The sequence below is a fragment of the Paraburkholderia suaedae genome (genome assembly GCF_040812055.1).
Classification (GTDB): domain Bacteria; phylum Pseudomonadota; class Gammaproteobacteria; order Burkholderiales; family Burkholderiaceae; genus Paraburkholderia.
Genome location: NZ_JBFOAH010000012.1, coordinates 110238 through 131535, shown reverse-complemented (window position 1 = coordinate 131535; position 21298 = coordinate 110238). Strand labels below are relative to the sequence as shown.

Here is a 21298-nt window from a genome sequence, read left to right as displayed (position 1 = left end):
CCGTCGGCCTGCTCGCGTGGAGGCTTCGTTGCGCGACCAACGACGGGCGCGTCGGTTGGGAACAGGCCTTGCTACCCACCTTGTGGGCATTTGCCGCCGTCTTGACACCGAGCTTCCCTACTTCGCCGCAAACATCAAATGAGTTATCACGACATAGACAAGGAAATCGCTCACCTCGAAGTTGTCTTCGGGCTGATCTCCACACGCGACCGCTTTCCGCTCTCCTATTGGCATCAGCGCCTGTGCGCCCTGCACCGCGCGTCGTTGATGCCGGCGCAGCGCGCTCGCATCGCGCGGCTGGAAGCGACGTTGCGCTCGCTTTGCGAGTCCGAACAAACCGCGGGCATCGGGTCACCGCGCCATTCGCCGGCGGCCCAGCCATGACGCAGGGATTGAAAGAAAAACAGGCAAAACGAGCGACGGCGGAGAGCGACAACCGGGGCCCACGCGCACAGGATGCGGGCGCGGACTCGCCGCATCTGGACGAGGGCGAACAGGATCAGGCCGCCCACCATACAGCGCCGCATGCGCTGATCCTGCATGAAATCGTTCGTGCGGAAGGCGAAGCCGCGCTCGAGAGGACCTTCGGCGCGCTGATGTGGTCGTCATTGGCGGCGGGCTTGTCGATGGGCTTCTCGTTTCTCACCCAAGCGGTGCTGCAAGCCGGATTGCCGGACGAGTCCTGGCGCCATCTCGTCGCGAGCGTCGGCTACTCGATGGGCTTCGTGCTGGTCATCATGGGGCGGCAGCAACTGTTTACCGAAAGCACCTTGACGGTCGTCCTGCCGGTATTGACGCGACGCGATATGCCGACCTTTTTCAAGGCGTTGCGCCTGTGGATCGTCGTGCTGTTCTTCAACCTGATCGGCACGTGGGTATTCGCGGCGATGCTAAGGATTCCTGAAGTCTTTTCTCCGGCCGTCGCGAATTCGCTCGGCGAGCTGTCGCGCGCGGCGCTCGGCCCGCCGCAGGCACTGCCTGTTTTCGTGCGCGCGATCTTCGCCGGTTGGCTCATCGCGCTGATGGTGTGGCTATTGCCGAGCGCCAGGTCCGCGCGGCTATTGACCGTTTTGCTGATCACCTATGTGGTGGCCGTGAGCCATCTGTCGCACATCATTGCGGGATCGACTGAAGTGGCTTACGCGTTTCTCGCCGGCGACGCCAGCCTGCCCGACTACTTGTTGCGCTTCCTGTTGCCGACGCTCGCGGGCAACATCATCGGCGGCATGACGCTGGTCGCGCTGCTCAATCATGCGGCGATCGCGCCGGAGATCGGCGGTAACCGCTGAGACGCCGCATGGTGCGTTTCCAAGCTTTTGCTGCTGCGCCGCTCGGCCGCCGCATGGGCGAATGCGTGCGGCGACCGGGCAGGCGGCGGCGCATCACGCCGGCAGGCGCCGCCCCCTCAACCAGTCAGCAGCCGTGCGCCGAGCGCGAGCACGAGGGGCGGCACCATCACGAGCGCGCCGACCTTCAGGAATTTCATGAAGCTCACGTCTTCGCCCTCGCGGCGAATTGCGTTGAGCCACAGAATGGTCGCGAGCGAGCCGGTGATCGACAGGTTCGGACCGAGATCGACCCCGATCAGAAGCGCGTCGATCACGCGCTCGGGACTGTGCGCCTGAATCACGGTCGAGCTGGCGATCAGGCCGGCCGGCAAGTTGTTCATCAGATTGCTGCCGAATGCGATCAGCGCGCCGGCCCATCCCGCCGTCGCCATTTCGTTGTGCTCGGTCGCGCGCCGCAGGGTCGCGGCGAGCGCCGCGATCACCCCGGTGTGATCGAGCATCTCGACCAGCACGAACAGCGCCGCGACGAGCGGCAGCACGCTCCACGAGATTTCGCTGATCATGGGCAGCGGCGATTTGCGCTCCAGCACCAGCACCACCAGCGCGGTCAGCGTGCCGAGTATCGCGGTCGGCATGCCGAGCGGGATGTCGTACGCGGAGACCGTCAGCAGGACGCCCGCCGTCACCGCGATGCCCGCCAGCGCGACCCGTCCGCTCGACGACAGTTCGAGCGCTTCGAGATTCGCCTCGCACGCGCCCGCGAGCGCGTCACGCTGGGTCCAGCGCAACATCGCATATGTCGCGGCGATCGACAGTACCGAGGGCAGCGTGAAGCGCAGCATCCACGGACCGAGCGCGGGTGTGTGGTTGCCGTACAGCACGATGTTGGCCGGGTTCGAAATGGGCAGCACGAAACTCGCCGCGTTGGCGACGAACGCGCAGATGAACAGCAACGGCAGCGGCGGCGTCTTCGCTTTCTTCGCGGCGGCGAACACGGCGGGCGTGAGCACGACCGCGGTAGCGTCGTTCGACAGAAACGCGGTGATGACCACGCCGACCAGGTACACCAGCACGAAGAGCTTGCGCGGCGAGCTTTGCGCGTGGTTCACCGCGAGCACGGCGACCCAGTCGAACAGCCCTTCGCGGCGGCCCACTTCGGACAGCAGCATCATGCCGAACAGGAACAGGTAGACGTCGGTACCCTTGCCGATCGCCTCGATGGCCAGATGCACCGGCAACAGTCCGAGCGACACCAGCAGCAGCGCGCCGGCAACGGCCCAGACGGCCTCGGGCCATTTGAACGGCCGCGCGATGACGCCGGCGGTGGCGAGCGCCGCGATGCTCCAAGAGAGGAAAACAGAATTCACAGCGTAGGTCCTGGAAGATGAGTTGCGTGCCTGCTTATGCGGTCTCGTGGCAAGCCAGCCGGAAAATTACCACAGCGCGAGCGCATTTGATTCAGATTGGCGTCAGCGCGACAACCCCTCTCTTCTTTGGCATCCGGCTATTGCGTGTTCGTCGGCCTGGCTGGCAACCGCATGCCCGATCGATGCGTCGTCCACACTCCATGCTTCACGCAAGCTCGCGTCACACAGTGGCGGCAAACGCGGCGTGGAGCCGTGAGCACTCTGTTTCAGGTGCGAGCCGCGCCCCCGCAGCAAGGTACTATTACGGTTTGGCGCCCGCCACACGACCGGCGCAGCGCCGTCTCCGTCATCTGCTGTCACCGCCCATGAGTTTTCCCGTCCGCCGCATCGCGCATCTCGACATGGACGCGTTCTACGCGTCCGTCGAGCTATTGCGCTATCCGGAATTGCGCGGCCGCGCAGTGGTGATCGGCGGGGGCCGCGACGGCGTGCCGCAAACGCTCGCCGACGGCAGCCGCAGATTTGCGAAGCTGCGCGACTATGCGGGCCGTGGCGTCGTGACCACCTCCACTTACGAAGCGCGCGCGCTCGGCGTGTTCTCGGCGATGGGCATGATGAAAGCGGCCGCGCTCGCGCCCGACGCGATCCTGCTGCCCACCGACTTCGACTCCTATCGCCATTACTCGCGTCTGTTCAAGGCGGCTGTCGCGACTTTCACCGACCGCATCGAAGATCGCGGCATCGACGAAATCTATATCGATCTCACCGACTTGCCAGGCGAGCCGCGCGAGATCGCCGCGCGCATCAAGCAGGCGGTCAACCAGGCCACCCAGCTGACCTGCTCGATCTGCGTGGCGCCCAACAAGCTGCTCGCGAAGATCGGCTCGGAGCTCGACAAGCCCGACGGTCTCACGATCCTCACGCCGGCCGACGTGCCCTTGCGCGTGTGGCCGCTGCCGGTGCGCAAGGTCAACGGGATCGGTCCGAAGGCCGCCGACAAGCTCGCGGCGCTCGGCCTCGCGACGGTCGGCGACCTGGCGGCGGCGGACGCGGGACTGTTGCAGGACAACTTCGGGCGCAGCTATTCGGCCTGGCTGATGCAGGTCGCGCAGGGTCATGACGAGCGGCCGGTGATCGTGGAATCGGAGCCTAAGTCGATGAGCCGCGAGACCACCTTCGAGCGCGATCTGCATCCGCGCCATGACCGGCCCGCACTGTCCAGTTCGTTTACCGGCCTATGCGTGCGAGTGGCGGAAGATCTGGTGCGCAAGGGCTACGTAGGTCGGACCGTGGGGATCAAGCTGCGTTACGACGATTTCCGCACGGTCACGCGCGATCTGACGCTCGACGAACCGACCGCGGACGCGATCGAAATCCGCCGTGCGGCAACCGAATGTCTGCGGCGAGTCGAATTGAATCGCAAACTGCGGCTGCTCGGCGTGCGCGTGAGCGCGTTGGCGCCCGCCAGTGCGCAAGCGTCGAAGCCGCGCGTGCCGGTTCAAGCCGACTTGCCTTTCGCCAGCGACGAGTAGCCGCCCGCTCCCACCGTCACGCCGGCGCCTGGGCGCATGGTCTGCGCGCCGTTGTCGATGTGCGAGACCGCGACGGAGAACGCGAACGTATTGATCCCGCGTTCGCTGTGCGCCGACACCGTGCCGCGATGCATCTCCGCGATCGCCTTCACGATCGCCAGACCCAGCCCATGATTTTCCCGGCTATTGGTGCGCGACACTTCCGCGCGATAGAAGCGGTCGAACAGATGTTCGAGCACGTCCTGCGCAATCGGCTCACCCGGATTGGCGACCGCGACGCGCACATGATCGCCTTCGCGCGTGATCGTCACGCTGATCGTGGCGCCCGGCTCGCAATGCTCGATCGCGTTCATCAGCAGGTTCGTGCACGCACGGCCGAATAGCGAGCGGTTCACGCGCGCCTGTGCGTCGCCATGCAACTGCGCATTCACGCGCGCCTCTTCGAGTGGGAGTTCGAGAAACTCCAGCGTATGCGCGACTTCGGCGGCCAGCGATACTTCCATCAAGCCCGTCGCGCGCTCGCCCTGATCGGCGCGTGCGAGGAACAGCATGTCGTTGATGATCGCGCGCAAGCGCCCGAATTCTTCGAGGTTCGATTGCAGCGTGTGACGCAGATCTTCCACCGAGCGGTTGCGCGTCAGTGCCACTTCCGTCTGGCCGATCAGGATCGTCACCGGCGTGCGCAGTTCGTGCGCGACGTCCGCGTTGAACGATTCGAGTCGGCCATACGCGCCGTCCAGTCGTTCGAGCGCACCGTTGAACGAGTTGGCGAGATCGTTCAGTTCGAGCGGCAGCGCCGCGGTATTCAGACGTTGCGAGCGGTTGTTCGGGCTGACGGCGGACGCGTCGCGTGTGAGGCGCGTGAGCGGCGCGAGGCCGAGGCGCGTCACCGAATAACTGAGTAGCAGCACCGCGAGACTGCCCAACGCGGACAGCGCGGCGAGCGCCGAACCGAACACGCGCATCGTGCGCACGTTGGGCGAATAGCTCGAGGCCACCTGCAATCGCACCGGCGGCCGCGTGCCGTAGGCCGGTATGCTCTGCGTGACCGTGAGCATGTCCTCGCCGCCGCCGGCCGGACTCACGCGCGCATAGCCGCCAGACCAGTTCTTCAGCGCCGTGCCTTCTATCGGCTTGCCGTAGTTGAAAGACGGGTCCGCGCTCGATAGGGCGTACACCGTGCTGCCGTCCACCGGCGTCATGTCGGTGAGTTTTTCCTTTGCCATGCGCCACTTTTCCGGCGTGCTCGCATGAAACACGATGATGCGCGCGATCTGCGTACGATCGTCGAGCGACTCGCGCAGATGATGTTCGAGCTGCGTGCGCAGTATAAGGAAGAGCCCCGCGCCCACCAGCGTGAACACGAACAGCGCGACGAGCGCGAACATCAGTGCGAGGCGGCGCGCAATCGACCGGTTCATGACGCCTGAGACTCTTCGCGCACTTCCAGCACGTAGCCCATCCCGCGCACGGTGTGCAGCAGCTTCGAGGGGAACGGGCCGTCGAGCTTCGCGCGCAAGCGTTTGATCGCGGTCTCGACCACGTTGGTGTGACTATCGAAGTTGACGTCCCACACGAGTTCGGTGATGGCGGTTTTCGACAGGATGTCGCCCTGCCGCCGCGCGAGCACGCTGAGCAGCTGAAATTCCTTCGCGGTGAGGTCGAGGCGCACGCCGTCGCGTGTGGCGCGCCGGCCGATCAGATCGACGAACAGATCGCCCACCGAGATCAGCGTCGACTCTTGCGACCGCGTGCGGCGCGCGAGCGCATGCAGCCGCTCCACGAGTTCGAGGAACGAAAAGGGTTTTGTGAGGTAATCGTCCGCGCCTTCGCGCAGGCCGCGCACGCGGTCGTTCACGTGGTCGCGCGCGGTCAGCATGATGACCGGCGTCGATTTGCGCATGCGCAGCGCCTTGAGCACGCTAAAGCCGTCGCGCTTGGGCAGCATCACGTCGAGCACGATCACGTCGTAGTCGAATTCGGTGGCCAGATGCATGCCTTCCTCGCCGTCGAGCGCGACGTCGACCACCCAGCCCTGCTCTGTCAAACCGGAGCGCAGGTAGTCCACTACCTTTTGCTCGTCTTCAACGATCAGCAATTTCATCCCTGTCCATCCCATGCAACTCGAAGTTATACGAAACGCCCTTACCCACCAGCCTGCGGCACTGCGACCACTGCCGCATCGTGAACCGTCGGCTCACGGCGCCGGAACCATGGCCTCCTTCGTCGCGACAGGCTGCACCTCGTTCGGCCCACTCGCGAGGTCGTCGGCCGCATTCCAGCCGCCGCCGAGCGCCTTGACCAGCGCCACCGACAGCGTCATCTGCTGACCGCGGATCTGCGCGTCCTGGCGCTCGATGTTGAGCAGCGACTGCTGCGCGGTGATCACGTCGAGATACGCGACGAGGCCGCCCGAGTAGCGATCGTTCGCGAGCGACAGCAGACGCCGCGCATCGCCCACCGCCTCCTGCGACTGCCTGGCCGCGCCGTCCAGCACCGACAGGCCCGTGATGCCGTCCTGCACCTGCTGGAACGCATTGAGCACGGTTTGCCGGTAGTTCGCCTCGGTGGCCCGATAGCCCTCGCTCGCATATTTGACGTTGGCCGCGCGGCGGCCCCCGTCGAACAGCACTTGGCTCACGGTCGCGCCGAGCGTCCACATCAGCGACGGCGCGCTCAGCAGCGTGGCGAACTGCGTGCTCTCCCAGCCGATGCCAGGCGTGAGCGTCAGACTCGGAAAGAACGCCGCCTTGGCCACGCCGATCTGCGCGTTGGCCGCGGCCATTGCGCGTTCGGCCGACGCGATATCGGGGCGCCGTTGCAGCACGTCGCTCGGCAGACCGAGCGGGATCGGCGGCGCCTTCGCGTCGAGCACCTTCGGTTCGATCGCGAACTGCGGGGCCGGCACGCCGACCAGCGCGGCGATTGCGTGTTCGAATTGCTGGCGCTGGTTCACCAGCAGTTGCGCCTGCACGCCCGTGGACTCGAGCAGCGACTTTTGCTGCAACACTTCGAGCCCCGACACCGCGCCGAGCTGATGCTCGGAGTTCACGTAGTCCAGCGCCTTCTGCTGCAGTTTCACCGACTGGTTCAGCACGTCGATCTCGGCGTCGAGTTCGCGCAGCGTGAAGTAGTCGGTGGCGAGCTCGGTGGTGAGCACGAGCCGCGCATTCGCGAGGTCGTCCGCCGATTGCTGCGCCGAGGCCTCGGCGCCTTCGACCTCGCGACGTATCCGGCCGAACAGATCGGTGTCGTAGCTGATCGTCGGCCCGAGTTGCAGATAGTTCTGCACCGTCGACTCGCTCGGCGTCGCGTAGTTGGTCAGCGGCCGGTTCTTCGAAATCTTGAAGCGCGATGCGGTGGCACTCAGATCGACTTCGGGCACGCGCTGCGCGCTGGTGTTCGCAAGCGTCGCCTTGGCCTGTTCGTAGTGCGCGCTCGCCGCGACCAGCGTCTGGTTCTGCGCGAGCGCCTCGCCTTCGAGCGCGGCGAGCGTCGGATCGCCAAAGCCGTTCCACCAGTCCGGCGACAGCGGCGCATGCGACGGCGCGGCGAGCCGCCAGAACGAATCGGTGTGCCAGGCGGGCGGCACCTCCGCCTCGGGCCGCTGATAGTCCGGGCCGACCGTGCACGCGCCCAGCAACGTCACGCTGGCGACGCTCGCCGCGCCGGCAAAGCTCGCGAGCGCCCGGCAAGGACCGGTGGACTTCACGACGCCCCCTTGGCGTTCTTGCCCGGCTGCGCGACCTGCACGTGATCGCCGTCGGCGATCGAGTCGCTTGGGTTGATGATGATCCGGTCGTCCGGCTCGATTCCGCTTTCGATTTCGAGCGACTGTCCCAGGTCCCGCGCGATCACGATCTTGCGCAACTGCACGTTGCCCTTCGCATCGACCACGGCGACACGCGGACCTTCGGCGCGAAACAGCAGCGCGTTGCCGGGCACCGACAGTTGCGCGTGCGCCGTCTGCGGGACCGCGACCTGCACGTACGCGCCGGGCCGCAGTCTGCCGTCGGGATTGGGCAGCGTCACCTCGATCTGCAACGAGCGGGTCGGCACGTCGATCGCGCCGGAAATGTGCGTGACCTTGCCGTTGAATTGCTGGCCCGGCAATTCCGCCTGCGTGACCACCACCTTCTGTCCGACCGACACGTTCTGCGCGTAAGCCTGCGGCAATTGCACGTAGACGCGCAACGGATCCGACTGCGCGAGCGCGAACAACGCCCGGCTCGTGCCGCTGCCCGCGTCGATCAGATCGCCCACATCGACGTTGCGCTGCGTGACTACGCCCGCGAACGGCGCGACGATCCGCTTGAAGGATTCGAGCTGCTGCAAGCGCTTGACGTTGGCATCGGCGGCGGCGAGATTGGCGACGTCCTGCGTGTAGGTGCTTTGCCGCTCGTCGAGTTCCTGCTGCGAGACCGCATCGCGTTGACGCAACTGCTGCCAGCGCTCGAGCGAGCTTTTGGCGAGGGCGAGACTCGAACTGGTTTGCTGACGCTGGGCCAATGCCTGCGCGAGTTCCTGATCGATTTCGGGCGTGTCCAGTTGGGCGAGCAATTGGCCCTGCTTCACCTGGGTGCCGATATCGGCGTACCAGTGCAGCAGGTATCCGGTCGAGCGCGCATAGATCGGCGATTCGACGTAGCCGCGCAAGGTGCCGGGCAACAGCGTGTTGCCGCCGTTTTCTGTCTGCGTGGGGATCACTACGTTCACGTACTGCGTGGCGTTCTGTTGCGTGGTCGCCTCGACAGAACGGTTCAGCATGATGTTCGCGATCACGGTGCGCAACGCGCCCGCCGCCAGCAGCAGCAGCACGACGCAGATAGCGATCTTCGCGCGCTTCCACTCCCGGTGGCGCGGCGGCAGCATGTGCCCCCCTTCGGTCTCCCGCGTCGGGATCGCTAGCGATGCATGAGTTTTCTCGGTCATTTCAATTAGCCGTCGTTTAACTTTTACGCAGGCACGCCAGCGCCGCCGTGATCCGGCTCGGAGCCGTCTTTGCCGCTTTTGTCCTTGCCATCGCCGCCGCTCTCCGGATGGTCCATGTCGTCGTCGTTGCTGTGACGGCGCGCGAGGCGGGTGTGAATGCCCGCGAACACGATCGGCACGAAAAACAGCGTAGACACCGTCGCGAACAGCAAGCCGCCGATCACCGCGCGGCCGAGCGGCGCATTCTGCTCCGCGCCTTCGCCAAGACCCAGCGCCATCGGAACCATACCGATGATCATCGCGAACGCGGTCATCAGCACCGGCCTGATCCGGCTCGCGCCCGCTTCGAGCGCGGCGGTGAGCGGCGGTGCGCCGGCGCTCAGCCGCTGACGCGCGAACGAGACCATCAGAATACTGTTGGCGGTCGCGACGCCCATGGTCATGATCGCGCCGGTCAAGGCCGGTACGCTCAGATGCGTGCCGGTCAAAAACAGCATCCACACGATACCCGCGAGCGCGGCCGGCAGCGCGCTTACGATGATCAGCGGATCGACCCACGACTGGAAATTCACCACGATCAACAGGTAGACCAGCACGATCGCCATCGCCACGCCCAGGCCGAGCCCCACGAACGAACTGCGCATGGTCTGTACCTGGCCGCGTACGGTGATCTGACTGCCGCGCGGCAGCGTCGCGCGCACGTTGTCCACGAGCTTGTCGACCTGATTCGCGACGCTGCCCAGGTCGCGCTTTTCGACGCTCACGTATAGATCGATCACCGGCTTGATGTTGTAATGCGAGATGGAGGCGAACTGGCTTTGCGGCGACACGCGCACCAGATTGCCCAGCAGTTGCGTCGGCCCGTGGCTCGAACCCGACACCGGCGTGCGCAGCAATTCGTCGATCGACGAGACGCGGTACTGCGGCGTCTGCACCGCCACCCGGTATTCGACGCCGTTCCTGTTGTTGATCCAGAATCCCGGCGACGTTTGCGAACTGCCCGACAACGATATGAGCACATTCTGCGCGACATCGTTTGCACTCAGGTTGAGCTGTTGCAGGCGCGTGCGGTCCATGAAAAGATCGAGCACCGGTTCGTCCAGCTTCTGCTGGATGTGCGTGTCGACCGTGCCCGGAATCATCCGCACCTGTTTGAGCAGCTTGCGCGCGACGTCGAAGTTGCCCTGCTGGTTGGCGCCGGAAATCTGCACGTCCACTGCGGCGGGCAAGCCGAAGTTGAGAATCTGCGTAACGATGTCGGCCGGCTGAAAGAAGAATTCGACGCCCGGAAAACGCTGCGGCAGGACGGCGCGAAGCTTGTCCATGTACATCTGCGTCGGCTTGTGGCCTTCGTTCAGCGCGATCTGGATCTCACCGTCGAGCGTGCCGATCGTGCCGGCGTTGCTATACGACAGGTTGATGCCGCTATACGGCAAACCGAGGTTGTCGAGAATCGTGCCCAATTCCGGCGGCGGCACGACCTCGCGAATCGTTTTTTCGACTTCGTCGGCCAGACGCGCGGTTTCCTCGATGCGCGTGCCGGTCGGCGCACGCATGTGCAGGCGAATGTCGCCGGCGTCGACGCTCGGAAAGAAGTCCTCGCCAAGCGCGAATGCAAGACCCATCGACACCACGCAGAAGCCGAGAAACAGGCTGCCGAATCTGCCGCGCCGCACCAGCAGCCTGCTGAGAATCACAATGTACGCGGAGCGCATGCGCTCGAAGCCGCTATCGAAGCGCCGATAAAGACGCGTGAAAAGATTCGGCTTCGCGTCGCGCTTGGGCTTGTGCGCGTGGCCCATCAGCAGCATCGCGAGCGTCGGCACGAGTGTGCGCGACAGGATGTACGACGCGAGCATCGCGAACACCACCGCTTCGGCAAGCGGCACGAACAGGTAACGCGCGACGCCGGTCAGAAAGAACATCGGCACGAACACGATACAGATGCACAGCGTCGACACGAGCGCCGGAACCGCGATTTCGCCGGCACCGTCGAGAATCGCATCATGCAGATGGGTGCCCATATGCAGATGCCGTTCGATGTTCTCGATCGTCACCGTGGCGTCGTCGACCAGAATCCCGACTGCCAGCGCGAGCCCGCCGAGCGTCATGATGTTGATGGTCTGCCCGAGCGCATGCAGCGCGATCAGCGAGGACAGGATCGACAGTGGAATCGAGATCGCGATGATGCACGTGCTGCGCCAGTTGCCGAGAAACAGCAGGATCATCGCGGCCGTCAGCGAGGCTGCGATCAACGCTTCGCGCACCACGCCCTGTACAGCCGCTTTAACGAACACCGACTGATCGAACAGCGCCGTGATGTTCAGGTCCGGCGGCAACTCGGCGCGCGCGTTTGGCAACAGCCCTTTGAGCGTATCGACAATCGATAGCGTCGACGCATTGCCGTTTTTCAGCACCGAGATCAGCACGCCCCGATGGCCGTTCTGCCGCACGATGTTGGTCTGCGGCGAGAAGCCGTCGCGCACGTGCGCGACTTCGCGCAGATAAGTGGTGGCGCCGTTGAGCGTGCGCACCGGAATATTGTTGAGGCCTTCCATCGTGGCGGGCGACCCGTTCATGTTGACCGTGTATTCCTTCGGTCCGATCTTGGCCGTGCCGGTGGGCAGAATCAGGTTTTGCGCGTTGAATGCGTTGACCACGTCGGAAGGCGTCAGCCCCTTGGCAAGCAGCGCACGTGTGTCGAGATCGACCGAGATCAGACGCGACTTGCCGCCATACGGATATGGCACGGCCGCGCCTGGAATCGTCACGAGCTGCGGGCGCAGGAAGTTCAGCGCGGTGTCGTTCAGGTCCTGCTCCGAGAGCTTCGGACTCGACAAGCCGAGCTGGATCACCGGAATGCTGGAGGCCGAGTAGCTGATCACCAAAGGCGCGGTCGCGCCCGGAGGCATCTGCTTGAGCTGAGCCTGTTCGACGGCCACCGTCTGCGCGATCGCCGTCTGGATGTTTGCGTTCGGTTGCAGGAACACCTTCAGGATCGAGATGCCCTCGAGCGATTGCGACTCGATGTGCTCGATGTCGTTGACCGTGGTCGTCAAGCTGCGCTCGTTGACCGACGTGATGCGGTTGGCCATGTCCTCGGCCGACAAACCCGTGTAAGTCCAGATGATGCTGACCACCGGGATATTGATCTCCGGCAGTACGTCGACCGGTGTGGTGAACAGCACGAACGGCGTCGCCAGCAAGATCAGAATGGCCATCACGATGAACGTGTATGGCCGCTTAAGCGCTACGTTGACGATCCACATTGAAACGCGCCCGAGAGAGTGCAGGTAGGGAGATTGAAGGAATCACCGCTCATGCTAGGACGGTAGCACCAACACCGGCATGGCGCGAAAATGGCATAGATGTCAGGAAGGTTAATGTAAGAACAGGTGCTGTTCGGATGTCGAGCGGGTTGGCGACAGGCAAACGTTTGTTGGAGAAAGATGGCGCTTTTTGGTGCGCGCGCGCCACTGCGCGTCTAGCGCGAGACGGTAGGAAATTGTGTGAAATATGGGTTCCGTGATCGTGCTAAGGGGAGGACCGAGTGCCAAGAAGGATCGAGGGAAAACCCTTGGTCGGACGTTGATTGCGACAAATATCCCGATTCAGCGGCCGTCTGTACCCGCGTCGGGAAGTGTGGCGCAAAGCGCCCGAGGCGGTTTTCAGAATTGCGCCGTCACCTGAAAGCCCAGCGTTACGCTCGGCGCAGGAAAGCCGGACGGCGCATAGATTGGCGTACCGGCGAATACGTCGTAGCTGTACGTACCGAGACGCGACGGCACCGAACCCTTCACGCCGATGGCCGCGCCCGCGAGCTGCGTGCCTGCGAGCTTCGCGGCCGATGCGCCCCACAGGCGGCCGTAATCAAGGCCCGCATAGAGCACCTGCCCGGTCTGCCCGAGCGGATACTGGAGTTCGTTGCGCCAGTAGAAACCCTTCTCGGCCGCGAGCATCGTCTGACCGCTAAAACCGCGCACCGTGTAGCGACTGCCGATGGTCAGATCGTCGATATAGTTCAGTTCGTCGTTGGTGAACTGCCCGTGTACGGTTCCCACGTAACGCAGCGACTGGCCGGCCACCTTGAACGGCACCGAAAGGTTCGCGTCGAGCGTCGCCATCTTGAAGCGGTAGGTCGGACCGCCCGGCGTATCGGGCTGCGCGCCTAGGTCGCCGATCCCCTGCCGGTAAGCGAGCGTGCCGTCGAACTGCGCCGCGCCAAAGTAATGCCGCTTGGTCAGCCCCGCCTCGATGAACGTGTTGTCGCGGTACTGCTGTGGGATTTCGGTATCCTCAATAAAGCTCGCGCCCCACCGCTTGACAAGCTGGAACTCGACGCCCGTTACGTCGTTCTGGCTGCGATGGACAACCCGCTCAAGTTTGAAGCCCGCCGTCTGTGCGTTGCCGCTCGATACGAACGTCTGGTTAACCCCGGCGACCTGCTGGTAGTAGGTGTTCGTGTACCCGTCACGTTCAGGTTCGCGATGGGCCCAAGCGTCGTCGTGGTCCGTGTCGCGCCCGTCGCGCTCACCTGGTTGACGGTATTCGCCGCGGTATTGAGGATCAGGTCGCCGCCCGCGTTCAGCGCGAGGCTCCCGGCGTTCACGGTGGCCGAGGTCAGGTCGACATTGCCCGTCGTCGCCAGCGACATGAGCCCGCCGCTTTGCAACGTACCGAACGCGTTGTTGATCTGCTGGCCCTGAATCGACAGCGTATTGCTCGCCTGTACCGTCCCGCTGTTATTGAAGGTCTGCGCGTTCTGCAGATCGATGTCGGTCGCGGCGATCAGCGGCCCGTTCATATCCTGCTGGCTGGCCTTCGCGAGATACACGACCGGCACCAGCACGGACTGGCCGTCGACGACCTCGGTTTGCATGATGATCACGTTGCTCGTGAGTGCCGCTACCTGGTCCGCTGACACCTACGCGGATTGACCCTATGAAACGAGGCATTCTCCTCGCACTGCTGACCTGCCTTGCCTGTGCAACAACCTCCAGCAACTGATATCGACAGGGCTGGCCGATTCACCGAATGCACCGAAAGCGTCTGTTGACCTGGCAATCCAATTGGTAAAACAGGGCGTGCCCGGTGGCTATTACGACATCGCGCATTACCTCGAACTTGGCTACGGCCTGAAACAGGATAGCGAGAACGCCCTGCGTTATTTCCGCAAGGCAGCGGACCTGGGCAGTCCAGACGCACAGTATTACGTCGCGGAGAAACTGGCTCCAATCGATGCTGCGCCTGAAGTTGGGCTGCAAATGTGGCGATGTGCCGCCGACCAGGGACACGGCAAGGCCGCGACCTCCCTCGCTAACGACCGTGCCGCCGACAAGTTCTACGCTGAAGCCGTGAAGGCTTTCCAGCAGGGCGTCATCGCGGGAAACAGCATGGCCGCGTCGTTTCTCGAAGACGGCTTCAAGGGCCCTCCCCCGGGCGATCGACTGAACTACCTTGGTGTTCCGAACGATCCCGAACGCTCGCGCCGCTACAGAGCGATCCGTAAATTCCTCGACAGTAACGACGGCCTCAACCCGAAACTCCCCGACATCGACCAGATCGTGCCGCTGCCGCCCGCGAAGCTGCCGGACTGGGACGGCACGTTCCAGTGGCAGAAGGAACAGGACGCCGCCACGCCACCTCAGAAGCCTGCTGAATCGCTCGTTGCAAAACTGGCCCGTGAGAAGAACCTCGACCCTGCTACGGGACTCCCCCCTTGCGCCGGCCAAAAGCGCGAAGGATGAACGCATGCCGTTGGGGACGGTTGTCCGCACCGGGCAGGTATGCCCGCAAGACGGGCTCTGGACTGTGCAGGAATTCGCGGACGTTTCCTATGATGCGACGCGCCGCTTCAGGAAAGGCGAGACGATGCCACAACTCGCCCTGAACGATCCCCGTCCCATTCCTGGCCTCGATTGGCTGCTCGGCATGCGCAAGTATCGCCGGGACAGGGAATGGACCCTGAAGGCCTACATCGACCAGGCGTAAGGGGTGACCGAAACGGGTCTCGCCCGCTCTTAGAAAGACACAGTACCGACTTCTCGCCTCGCGGACGGACCGGGATTGACCGGATGACAATACTGGCACCAGCAAGTCGCGTCCAGACGCAAAAAGGCCGCCGAAGTGAACGGCCTTTGCTCGTCGCGACGCGGCGCGCTTCGTACAGCTTGGGCCGCTATTTGGCAAACAACGACGACATATCGGCGAATGCCTTGAACTCCAGCGCATTGCCCGACGGATCGAGGAAGAACATCGTCGCCTGCTCGCCGGCCTCGCCCTTGAAGCGCACGTGCGGCTCGATAATGAAGTCGATCCCGGCGCTGCGCAGCTTGTCGGCGGCGGCCTGCCATTGCTCCATCGACAGCACCGCGCCGAAGTGACGGACCGGCACCGCGTCGCCGTCTACCTTGCTGGTCTGGCGATGGCCGATCTCTTCCGGCGCGAGGTGCGCGACGATCTGATGGCCGTAGAAATTGAAATCGACCCACGTGTCCGCGCTGCGCCCTTCCGGGCAGCCCAGCAATTCGCCATAGAACTGGCGGGCGGCGGCGATGCTATGAACAGGAAACGCCAGGTGAAACGGCGGCAACACATTTTCGGTAACGCTCATGATGGGGACTCGCTGACTGTTGGGTTGGTAGCAGGCCGATTTTAATCATGATTAAAAATGCTGCAAAACGATATATATTTGAGCTCACCATCACCGTTCTCGATCAGCCGAATGCTCAACGAACTGAAAACCTTCATCGCCGTCACGCAGTACGGCACGTTTTCCGGCGCAGGCGCGCGTATCGGGCTGACCCAATCGGCGGTGAGCGCGCAGATGCAGCGGCTCGAAGAGGAACTCGGCTTCGCGCTGTTCGACCGCACCGGCCGCTCGGCGACGCTGAACGACGCCGGCCGCGAAACGCTCGCGCTCGCCGAAGAAATGATGACGCTCTACGCGCGGCTCTCGCAACGCGGCGCGGTCGCGGCGGAAAGCGGGATGCTGCGGGTAGGGGCGATTGCCTCCGCACAAGTATCGTTTTTGGCCGACGCGCTCGCACGCTTTCGCGACGATCGGCCCGGCTGGCGGATTCGCGTCGTGCCCGGCGTGTCGCTCGCTCTGCTCGGACAAGTGGACTCGGGCGAACTCGATCTGGCCGTGATCATCAAGCCGCCGTTCGCGCTGCCGTCCGAGCTCGAATGGCGCACGCTCGTCACCGAGCCGTTCGTTCTGCTCGTACCGAAGAAGCTCGCGCGCGGCCAGCGCGGCTGGCGTGAACTGCTCAACAGCGAGCCGTTCATCCGTTATGACCGCACGTCGTTTGGCGGCAGGCTGGTCGACCGTTTTCTGCGGCGCTCGCGGTTGAACGTGCACGACGTGATCGAGCTGGACGAGCTGCAGGCAATCGTGCAACTGGTCGCGCGCGGCATCGGCGTGGCGCTGATTCCGAAGTCGGCGGGGCTCGGCAAGTGGCCGGCGCGCGTCGCCGCGCTCGAACTCGGCGAGGCGACGTTCCAGCGCGAGATCGGACTCGTGCAACGTCCCCGGCATAGCCGGCAAGCGGTGGTGGACGTGTTGGCCGATTGTATTGGAGAGGCAGCGGGTGCGTGATCGATTGATGAGCCGTACCCACGCATGCCCGATTGTCCTGTCGCGCGCCCAATCAACTGTATCTGTGGGATTCACGCGATGGCGCGTAGAATCGTCGCTCCCGCATTGATTCGCATAGCGAACGACGCGTTCGCCCGATGCTCGTGCCGCGTGCATCGCGCCAAATATGCGGCGAGCGGCAGTCGACACCCCATTCCAGAGACCATGATCGCCAGCCCCATTCTCACCGCCGATGTCCTGATCGCCTATAGCGCCTACTTCGTCGGCACCGCCAGCCCCGGCCCCAGCAACCTCGCCATCATGTCGCTCGCGATGAACGCGGGCCGGCGCTCGGCATTGGCATTTGCGCTCGGCGTGGTGTCGGGGTCGTTCTCCTGGGCGCTGCTCGCCTCGCTCGGTTTGTCGGCGCTGCTCGCCAGATATTCGGCATGTCTGGTCGCGATCCGGATCGCCGGCGGCTTGTATCTGCTATGGCTCGGCTTCAAGTCCGCGCGGTCCGCGTTCGGCCCCGGGAACATGCCCAGCGGCGACGCGCGGGCGAGCGCGCCGCTCAAGCATCTTTTTCTGCGCGGCCTGCTGCTGCATCTCACCAATCCGAAAGCAGTGCTGGTGTGGCTGTCCATCGTCTCGCTGGCCGTCTCGCCGTCAACCGGCACGTCGCACACGTTGCCGGTGGTGCTCGGTTGCATGGCGATCGGCGTGACGGTGTTCAGCAGCTACGCGGTGCTGTTTTCCACGGCTCGCGCGCGGCGCATCTACGTTGCCATCCGGCGCTGGCTGGACGGCTCGCTCGCGCTGATGTTCGGAGTCGCGGGCATCAAGATGCTGACTTCAAAAAGCTAGCGCGCGTTCGACACGCGCCGCCGCTCTGCGATACTGTCGCCGTGACGAACAGTGGACGAGCCAGCACGATGAGCGGCAGCAACGAAGTCAACGCGGCGGTGAAACGCTCGCCTTTGCAAAAACGTATGTATCTGGCGGGCACCGCCGTGCTGTTCGCGGCGCTGCTCGCGGCGGCGCTGATCTACGCGAACACGCCGCCGCCCGACGAGGCGATCGCCCGATACGCCGCTGTCGATCCGCGATATCAGATCGAATTGCAGCGCATAGGCGGCAATGCGGCGGTGCTGATGGCGCAGCTTCATCAATGGTTCGACGGTCTGTGGCACGGCACCGCCCTCGCCTATACAGTAGCCGTGCTGGGCATCGCGATCGCCGGCGCATGTTTTCCGATCGGCTATCTTTTCGCCGACGACCCGCAACACTAGCCGCCCCACCGAAAAAGCTTCCGCTACGACGCGTGCTTCACATGCTCATGCGGCTTCTCGATGCCCGCCGCGAACAGCGCCTCGTGCAGCGTGCCGAAAATGCAGCGTTCTTCGACGATCGGCGTAATGCCGTGCCGATCCATGTCCGAGCGCAGATAACGGTTCACACGCGCGAAGATCACTTCGATGCCGCTCTGCTTGAGCGTGTTGCACAGCTCGCCAACCGAGCGTGCCGCCGAATAGTCGAGATCGGTGATCGCGCTCGCGTCGATCACGAGGCACCGCACCGCGCTCGGCGCGCGATCGACGAGATGCCGGATATCCTCGACGAAAAAATGATCGTTCGCGTAGAACAGGTCGGCGCCGAAGCGGTAGACGATGAGCCCCGGCGTGGTTTGTATACCCGGCACGGCGGGCACCGGCAACCAGACACCGTCCTCACCCGGGACCAGCACCATGGTGTGCGGCCGGTAGCTATGCCGCACGTGACGCAGCAACGATAAAGTCACCGCAATCAGAATGCCGTGCTCGACGCCGATCAACACCACCGCCGCGGCGGTGAACGAGGCGAGCGCGAATTCCCCAGGACTTTCGCGCCGGATCGCAAACAGCATCCTCAGGTTGATCAGGCCGATCGCAATCGTGAACACGATGCTGGCGAGAATGCAGCGTGGCAGATAGCGCAGATAGCGGCTGAAAAACAGCAGCACCACGACCACCGTCGCGGCGAACACCAGTTGCGCGAACTGGCTGCGCGTGCCGGCGCTATCGGCCATTGCGGTTTGCGTGGGACTGCCGTTGACCACGAACGCGCCCGATAACGCGGCTGCCGCGTTGGCCGCGGCAATGCCGAGCAGATCGGCGTTGATGTCGACGGGTTCGTGATAGCGCTCGGCGAACACCCGCGTCGCGGCAGCGCTTTGTGCGACGATCATGACGAAGCACGAGGCCGCAACCGGCAGCAGATCGAGCATCTGCTGCCAGCTCACCGAGGGCACGCTCAACGGCGGCAGTCCGGCCGTCACGGGACCGAGCACTGAGATGCCACGGGCCGCGAAGTCGTAGAAGTCGCTTGCCGCAATACCCGCGACCACGGCGATCAACGGCACCGGCACGCGCGGCAGGAAGCGCTTGCACACCAGAATCGCGATAACCACCAGCAGCGAAATGGCGAGCGTCGGCGCACTGACCCGGGCTGACTCGTGCGCCGCGAGCAGCAGCTGATCGACGCTGCTTGCCGCGTGTCCCGGAAGGCCCAACATCTCGCCAAGCATCGCGATGCCGACCTGCACGCCGACGCCGGTGAGAAAACCGACCAGCACCGTGCGCGACAGGAAGTCGGCGAGAAAGCCCAGTTTAAAGATGCGTGCGACGAGCAGCAACCCAGCAGTGAGCAGCGCGACGATCGCGGCGAGCGCTGCGTATCCGGCGCTCGACGCCGGCGCCATTGTCGAGAGGCGGCTCGCGAAAATGGTAGCGGTCGCGGAATCGGCGGCCACCACCAGGTGCCGCGATGCACCGAAAAACGCAAACGCCACCAGCGGCAGAAAAACCGTGTAAAGGCCGGCAACCGCGGGCATGCCGGCAATGCGCGCATAGCCGAGCACTTGTGGAATGTCCATCGACGCGAGCTGTACGCCCGCCAGCGCATCGCGCGCCGCTGCGGCACGGCTCAAAGGAAGAACGCCCTTGAGCACGCCTGCGCGCGCCATGATTTTCGCCAGAAAGTCGCACATATGCGATATCGCCCTGAACCTGGGTTATCGCGCATCGTGCCGCGAGTCGGCACGCAAAGGCAAGGCTTCAACTGCAACCGGCCGCAGCAAAAGCCTACGGCCCAAAAAATTCAACGCTTGATATGACCCGTTTGCGGATCGACATGTCGCGCAAACCCGAACAACGCGATGATGCAGATCGGAAAGGCAACCAGAAAAACGGCGAGCATCACGCACCCCGTAACAATTGTTACCAGCCAGTTTAAAGGATTGGTAAGCGAATTGAATGAGGGAAAACAGCAAAGCTCTATTGCCCGGAATTACAGCAATTTTCTGCAACGCGCGAATCGGCTCACGCCGGGCAAAAGCTGGAATCGATCGAGAAGCGGCGAATCACCACCGGCAAACGACGCGCAAACCTTTGCGGACCGATACGGGCGACATGTCTGAAGCGTCGCGTCGGCCATCTTTACGCGACGACTCGACGAACGCCTCACGCAAAGCCGCAAGCCCCTTCGCCCCACCGTCACCGATGAAGCCGCGACTTCGGCGCCGGCCCGACGGACTCTCGCATCGTCACGCTCACCGGAAACTCGCGGAAGATCTCCCATTCGGTCTGGTAGCACTCGTTGATCAGCCAGCGCACCGCATTCTGCGTCAGTTCCGCCGTGGGGATACGCACCGACGTCAGCCCCGGGGCCGTATAAGCGGCCGAGTAATCGTCGTCGTAGCCGATCACCGACATGTCGTGCGGCACGGCAATGCCGGCCTGGTGCAGGCGCGCGAGCGCGCTCACGGCCATCGTGTCGTTTGCGCAGAAAAGGCCGGTTGCGCGCCGCTTCGAGTCGAGCAGCTTGTGTGCGGCGGCGTAGCCGCCTTCCGGCGAGAAGTCCGATTCGATCAGCGTGACGTTCTCGCGCGCAATGCCTTCACGCGCCAGTTCCGCAAAGAAGCCGTCGAGCCGCGCCTGGTTATCCGACGAGGTGAACGGCCCCGAAATGACCGCGATCTCCCGGTGCCCATGATCGAGCAACGTGCGCGCCGCCAGTTCGCCGCCGCGCCGATGATCGGCGCAAAACGACGCCTGCGGCAACTGCTCGAACACGCGGTTCAGAAACACCATCTTGGGATGCATCGCATGCAGCATGATGAGATCTTCGTCATGCAGATCGTGGCTGACCACCACCACGCCGTCGCAATCGCGGCCGATCAGGAAGCGCACCGCCTCGATCGCCTGTTCGCGCGGCGACACTTCCCCGCAGCCGGTCGCCACCACCACGTGACGGTGCACCGCGCGCAGTTCGGTGTCGGTCTGCTTGAGAATGGTGCCGTAATAGGAGCCGAAGAAGGTCGGCACGAATAGACCGATGATGCCGAGCGACTGCGTCGCCATCGCCCGGCCGATCGACGACGGGCGAAAGTTCAACGCCTCAATTGCCGCCCTCACGCGGGCGGCAGCGTCGGCCGAGATAGGTCCTTTCCCGGAAATGGCCCGCGACGCAGTGGACATGCCCACGCCCGCCAGTGCCGCGACATCCTTGAGTGTTGCCACGCGGTTCTCCGTCATGCCTTGTTATACGCAAGCGCCGTCTCCA

General features: G+C 64.0%; 16 protein-coding genes and 3 pseudogenes. 8 read left to right on the top strand and 11 right to left on the bottom strand.

What is annotated here, in order from left to right:
• The first annotated feature begins 138 nt into the window (after positions 1-138).
• A complete protein-coding gene (locus tag ABQJ48_RS18100; RefSeq protein WP_367839374.1) occupies positions 139-384 on the top strand; it encodes a hypothetical protein in 246 nt (81 codons plus the stop codon).
• Positions 381-1289 (top strand): formate/nitrite transporter family protein, encoded by a 909-nt coding sequence (locus ABQJ48_RS18095; protein ID WP_367839373.1) that lies wholly within the window; start codon positions 381-383, stop codon positions 1287-1289. The genes ABQJ48_RS18100 and ABQJ48_RS18095 overlap by 4 nt, the downstream gene beginning before the upstream one ends.
• A 116-nt stretch (positions 1290-1405) precedes the next feature.
• On the opposite strand, the gene ABQJ48_RS18090 is transcribed toward ABQJ48_RS18095, so the two are convergent.
• Complete coding sequence (locus ABQJ48_RS18090) at positions 1406-2656, bottom strand: arsenic transporter (RefSeq protein WP_367839372.1); 1251 nt, start codon at positions 2654-2656, stop codon at positions 1406-1408.
• Between the two features lie 365 nt (positions 2657-3021).
• Here ABQJ48_RS18090 and dinB point away from each other — a divergent pair, with 365 nt between their 5' ends.
• Positions 3022-4188 carry a DNA polymerase IV gene (dinB, locus tag ABQJ48_RS18085; protein WP_367839371.1) on the top strand — a complete coding sequence of 389 codons (1167 nt, stop codon included), beginning with the start codon at positions 3022-3024 and terminating at the stop codon, positions 4186-4188.
• Here the strand turns inward: dinB and ABQJ48_RS18080 are convergent.
• From ABQJ48_RS18080 to ABQJ48_RS18050, 7 genes and pseudogenes are all read right to left on the bottom strand, one after another.
• Positions 4155-5609: a heavy metal sensor histidine kinase gene (locus tag ABQJ48_RS18080; RefSeq protein WP_367839370.1), complete on the bottom strand. Its 1455-nt coding sequence runs from the start codon at positions 5607-5609 to the stop codon at positions 4155-4157. The two genes, dinB and ABQJ48_RS18080, sit on opposite strands and share 34 nt — an antisense overlap.
• Complete coding sequence (locus ABQJ48_RS18075; RefSeq protein WP_367839369.1) at positions 5606-6292, bottom strand: heavy metal response regulator transcription factor; 687 nt, start codon at positions 6290-6292, stop codon at positions 5606-5608. The genes ABQJ48_RS18080 and ABQJ48_RS18075 overlap by 4 nt, the downstream gene beginning before the upstream one ends.
• Positions 6293-6385: 93 nt before the next feature.
• Positions 6386-7837: an efflux transporter outer membrane subunit gene (locus ABQJ48_RS18070; RefSeq protein WP_367839445.1), complete on the bottom strand. Its 1452-nt coding sequence runs from the start codon at positions 7835-7837 to the stop codon at positions 6386-6388.
• 59 nt (positions 7838-7896) lie between these two features.
• The gene (locus tag ABQJ48_RS18065) at positions 7897-9120 is read right to left on the bottom strand and encodes an efflux RND transporter periplasmic adaptor subunit (RefSeq protein WP_367839368.1); all 1224 of its coding nucleotides are present in this window, start codon (positions 9118-9120) and stop codon (positions 7897-7899) included.
• 23 nt (positions 9121-9143) lie between these two features.
• Complete coding sequence (locus tag ABQJ48_RS18060; protein WP_367839367.1) at positions 9144-12389, bottom strand: efflux RND transporter permease subunit; 3246 nt, start codon at positions 12387-12389, stop codon at positions 9144-9146.
• Between the two features lie 399 nt (positions 12390-12788).
• A pseudogene (locus ABQJ48_RS18055) lies at positions 12789-13589 on the bottom strand (ShlB/FhaC/HecB family hemolysin secretion/activation protein); the annotation flags it as partial.
• Positions 13586-14044 (bottom strand): annotated as a pseudogene (locus tag ABQJ48_RS18050) (hypothetical protein); the annotation flags it as partial. The pseudogenes ABQJ48_RS18050 and ABQJ48_RS18055, both read right to left, overlap by 4 nt.
• A 64-nt stretch (positions 14045-14108) precedes the next feature.
• Here ABQJ48_RS18050 and ABQJ48_RS18045 point away from each other — a divergent pair.
• Positions 14109-15111: pseudogene (locus ABQJ48_RS18045) on the top strand (SEL1-like repeat protein); the annotation flags it as partial.
• Positions 15112-15298: 187 nt separating this feature from the next.
• On the opposite strand, the gene ABQJ48_RS18035 reads toward ABQJ48_RS18045, so the two are convergent.
• On the bottom strand, positions 15299-15733 hold the full coding sequence (locus tag ABQJ48_RS18035) for a VOC family protein (protein ID WP_367839364.1): 435 nt from the start codon (positions 15731-15733) through the stop codon (positions 15299-15301).
• A gap of 111 nt (positions 15734-15844) precedes the next feature.
• On the opposite strand from ABQJ48_RS18035, the gene ABQJ48_RS18030 reads away from it, so the two are divergent.
• From ABQJ48_RS18030 to ABQJ48_RS18020, 3 genes are all read left to right on the top strand, one after another.
• Entirely contained in the window at positions 15845-16720 is an 876-nt protein-coding gene (locus ABQJ48_RS18030; RefSeq protein WP_367839363.1) for a LysR family transcriptional regulator, read from the top strand.
• A gap of 204 nt (positions 16721-16924) precedes the next feature.
• Positions 16925-17563, top strand: coding sequence for a LysE family translocator (locus tag ABQJ48_RS18025; protein WP_367839362.1), 639 nt, complete (start codon positions 16925-16927; stop codon positions 17561-17563).
• A 68-nt stretch (positions 17564-17631) separates the two neighbouring features.
• On the top strand, positions 17632-17988 hold the full coding sequence (locus tag ABQJ48_RS18020) for a hypothetical protein (protein WP_367839361.1): 357 nt from the start codon (positions 17632-17634) through the stop codon (positions 17986-17988).
• 23 nt (positions 17989-18011) lie between these two features.
• Here ABQJ48_RS18020 and ABQJ48_RS18015 read toward each other — a convergent pair whose 3' ends face one another.
• Positions 18012-19724, bottom strand: a complete 1713-nt coding sequence (locus ABQJ48_RS18015) for a SulP family inorganic anion transporter (protein ID WP_367839360.1) — start codon at positions 19722-19724, stop codon at positions 18012-18014.
• Positions 19725-19892: 168 nt separating this feature from the next.
• On the opposite strand from ABQJ48_RS18015, the gene ABQJ48_RS18010 reads away from it, so the two are divergent.
• Complete coding sequence (locus tag ABQJ48_RS18010; RefSeq protein ID WP_367839359.1) at positions 19893-20153, top strand: hypothetical protein; 261 nt, start codon at positions 19893-19895, stop codon at positions 20151-20153.
• A gap of 76 nt (positions 20154-20229) precedes the next feature.
• Here ABQJ48_RS18010 and ABQJ48_RS18005 read toward each other — a convergent pair whose 3' ends face one another.
• Positions 20230-21255 carry a LacI family DNA-binding transcriptional regulator gene (locus ABQJ48_RS18005; protein WP_367839358.1) on the bottom strand — a complete coding sequence of 342 codons (1026 nt, stop codon included), beginning with the start codon at positions 21253-21255 and terminating at the stop codon, positions 20230-20232.
• Positions 21256-21298 lie beyond the last annotated feature (43 nt).

Excerpts from the sequence above, each read along its gene's own strand:
- ABQJ48_RS18100 (WP_367839374.1), top strand. The coding sequence starts at position 139 with ATGAGTTATCACGACATAGACAAGGAAATCGCTCACCTCGAAGTTGTC.
- ABQJ48_RS18095 (WP_367839373.1), top strand. The coding sequence starts at position 381 with ATGACGCAGGGATTGAAAGAAAAACAGGCAAAACGAGCGACGGCGGAG.
- dinB (WP_367839371.1), top strand. The coding sequence starts at position 3,022 with ATGAGTTTTCCCGTCCGCCGCATCGCGCATCTCGACATGGACGCGTTC.
- ABQJ48_RS18080 (WP_367839370.1), bottom strand. The coding sequence starts at position 5,609 with ATGAACCGGTCGATTGCGCGCCGCCTCGCACTGATGTTCGCGCTCGTC.
- ABQJ48_RS18075 (WP_367839369.1), bottom strand. The coding sequence starts at position 6,292 with ATGAAATTGCTGATCGTTGAAGACGAGCAAAAGGTAGTGGACTACCTG.
- ABQJ48_RS18065 (WP_367839368.1), bottom strand. The coding sequence starts at position 9,120 with ATGACCGAGAAAACTCATGCATCGCTAGCGATCCCGACGCGGGAGACC.
- ABQJ48_RS18060 (WP_367839367.1), bottom strand. The coding sequence starts at position 12,389 with ATGTGGATCGTCAACGTAGCGCTTAAGCGGCCATACACGTTCATCGTG.
- ABQJ48_RS18035 (WP_367839364.1), bottom strand. The coding sequence starts at position 15,733 with ATGAGCGTTACCGAAAATGTGTTGCCGCCGTTTCACCTGGCGTTTCCT.
- ABQJ48_RS18030 (WP_367839363.1), top strand. The coding sequence starts at position 15,845 with ATGCTCAACGAACTGAAAACCTTCATCGCCGTCACGCAGTACGGCACG.
- ABQJ48_RS18025 (WP_367839362.1), top strand. The coding sequence starts at position 16,925 with ATGATCGCCAGCCCCATTCTCACCGCCGATGTCCTGATCGCCTATAGC.
- ABQJ48_RS18020 (WP_367839361.1), top strand. The coding sequence starts at position 17,632 with ATGAGCGGCAGCAACGAAGTCAACGCGGCGGTGAAACGCTCGCCTTTG.
- ABQJ48_RS18015 (WP_367839360.1), bottom strand. The coding sequence starts at position 19,724 with ATGTGCGACTTTCTGGCGAAAATCATGGCGCGCGCAGGCGTGCTCAAG.
- ABQJ48_RS18010 (WP_367839359.1), top strand. The coding sequence starts at position 19,893 with ATGATGCAGATCGGAAAGGCAACCAGAAAAACGGCGAGCATCACGCAC.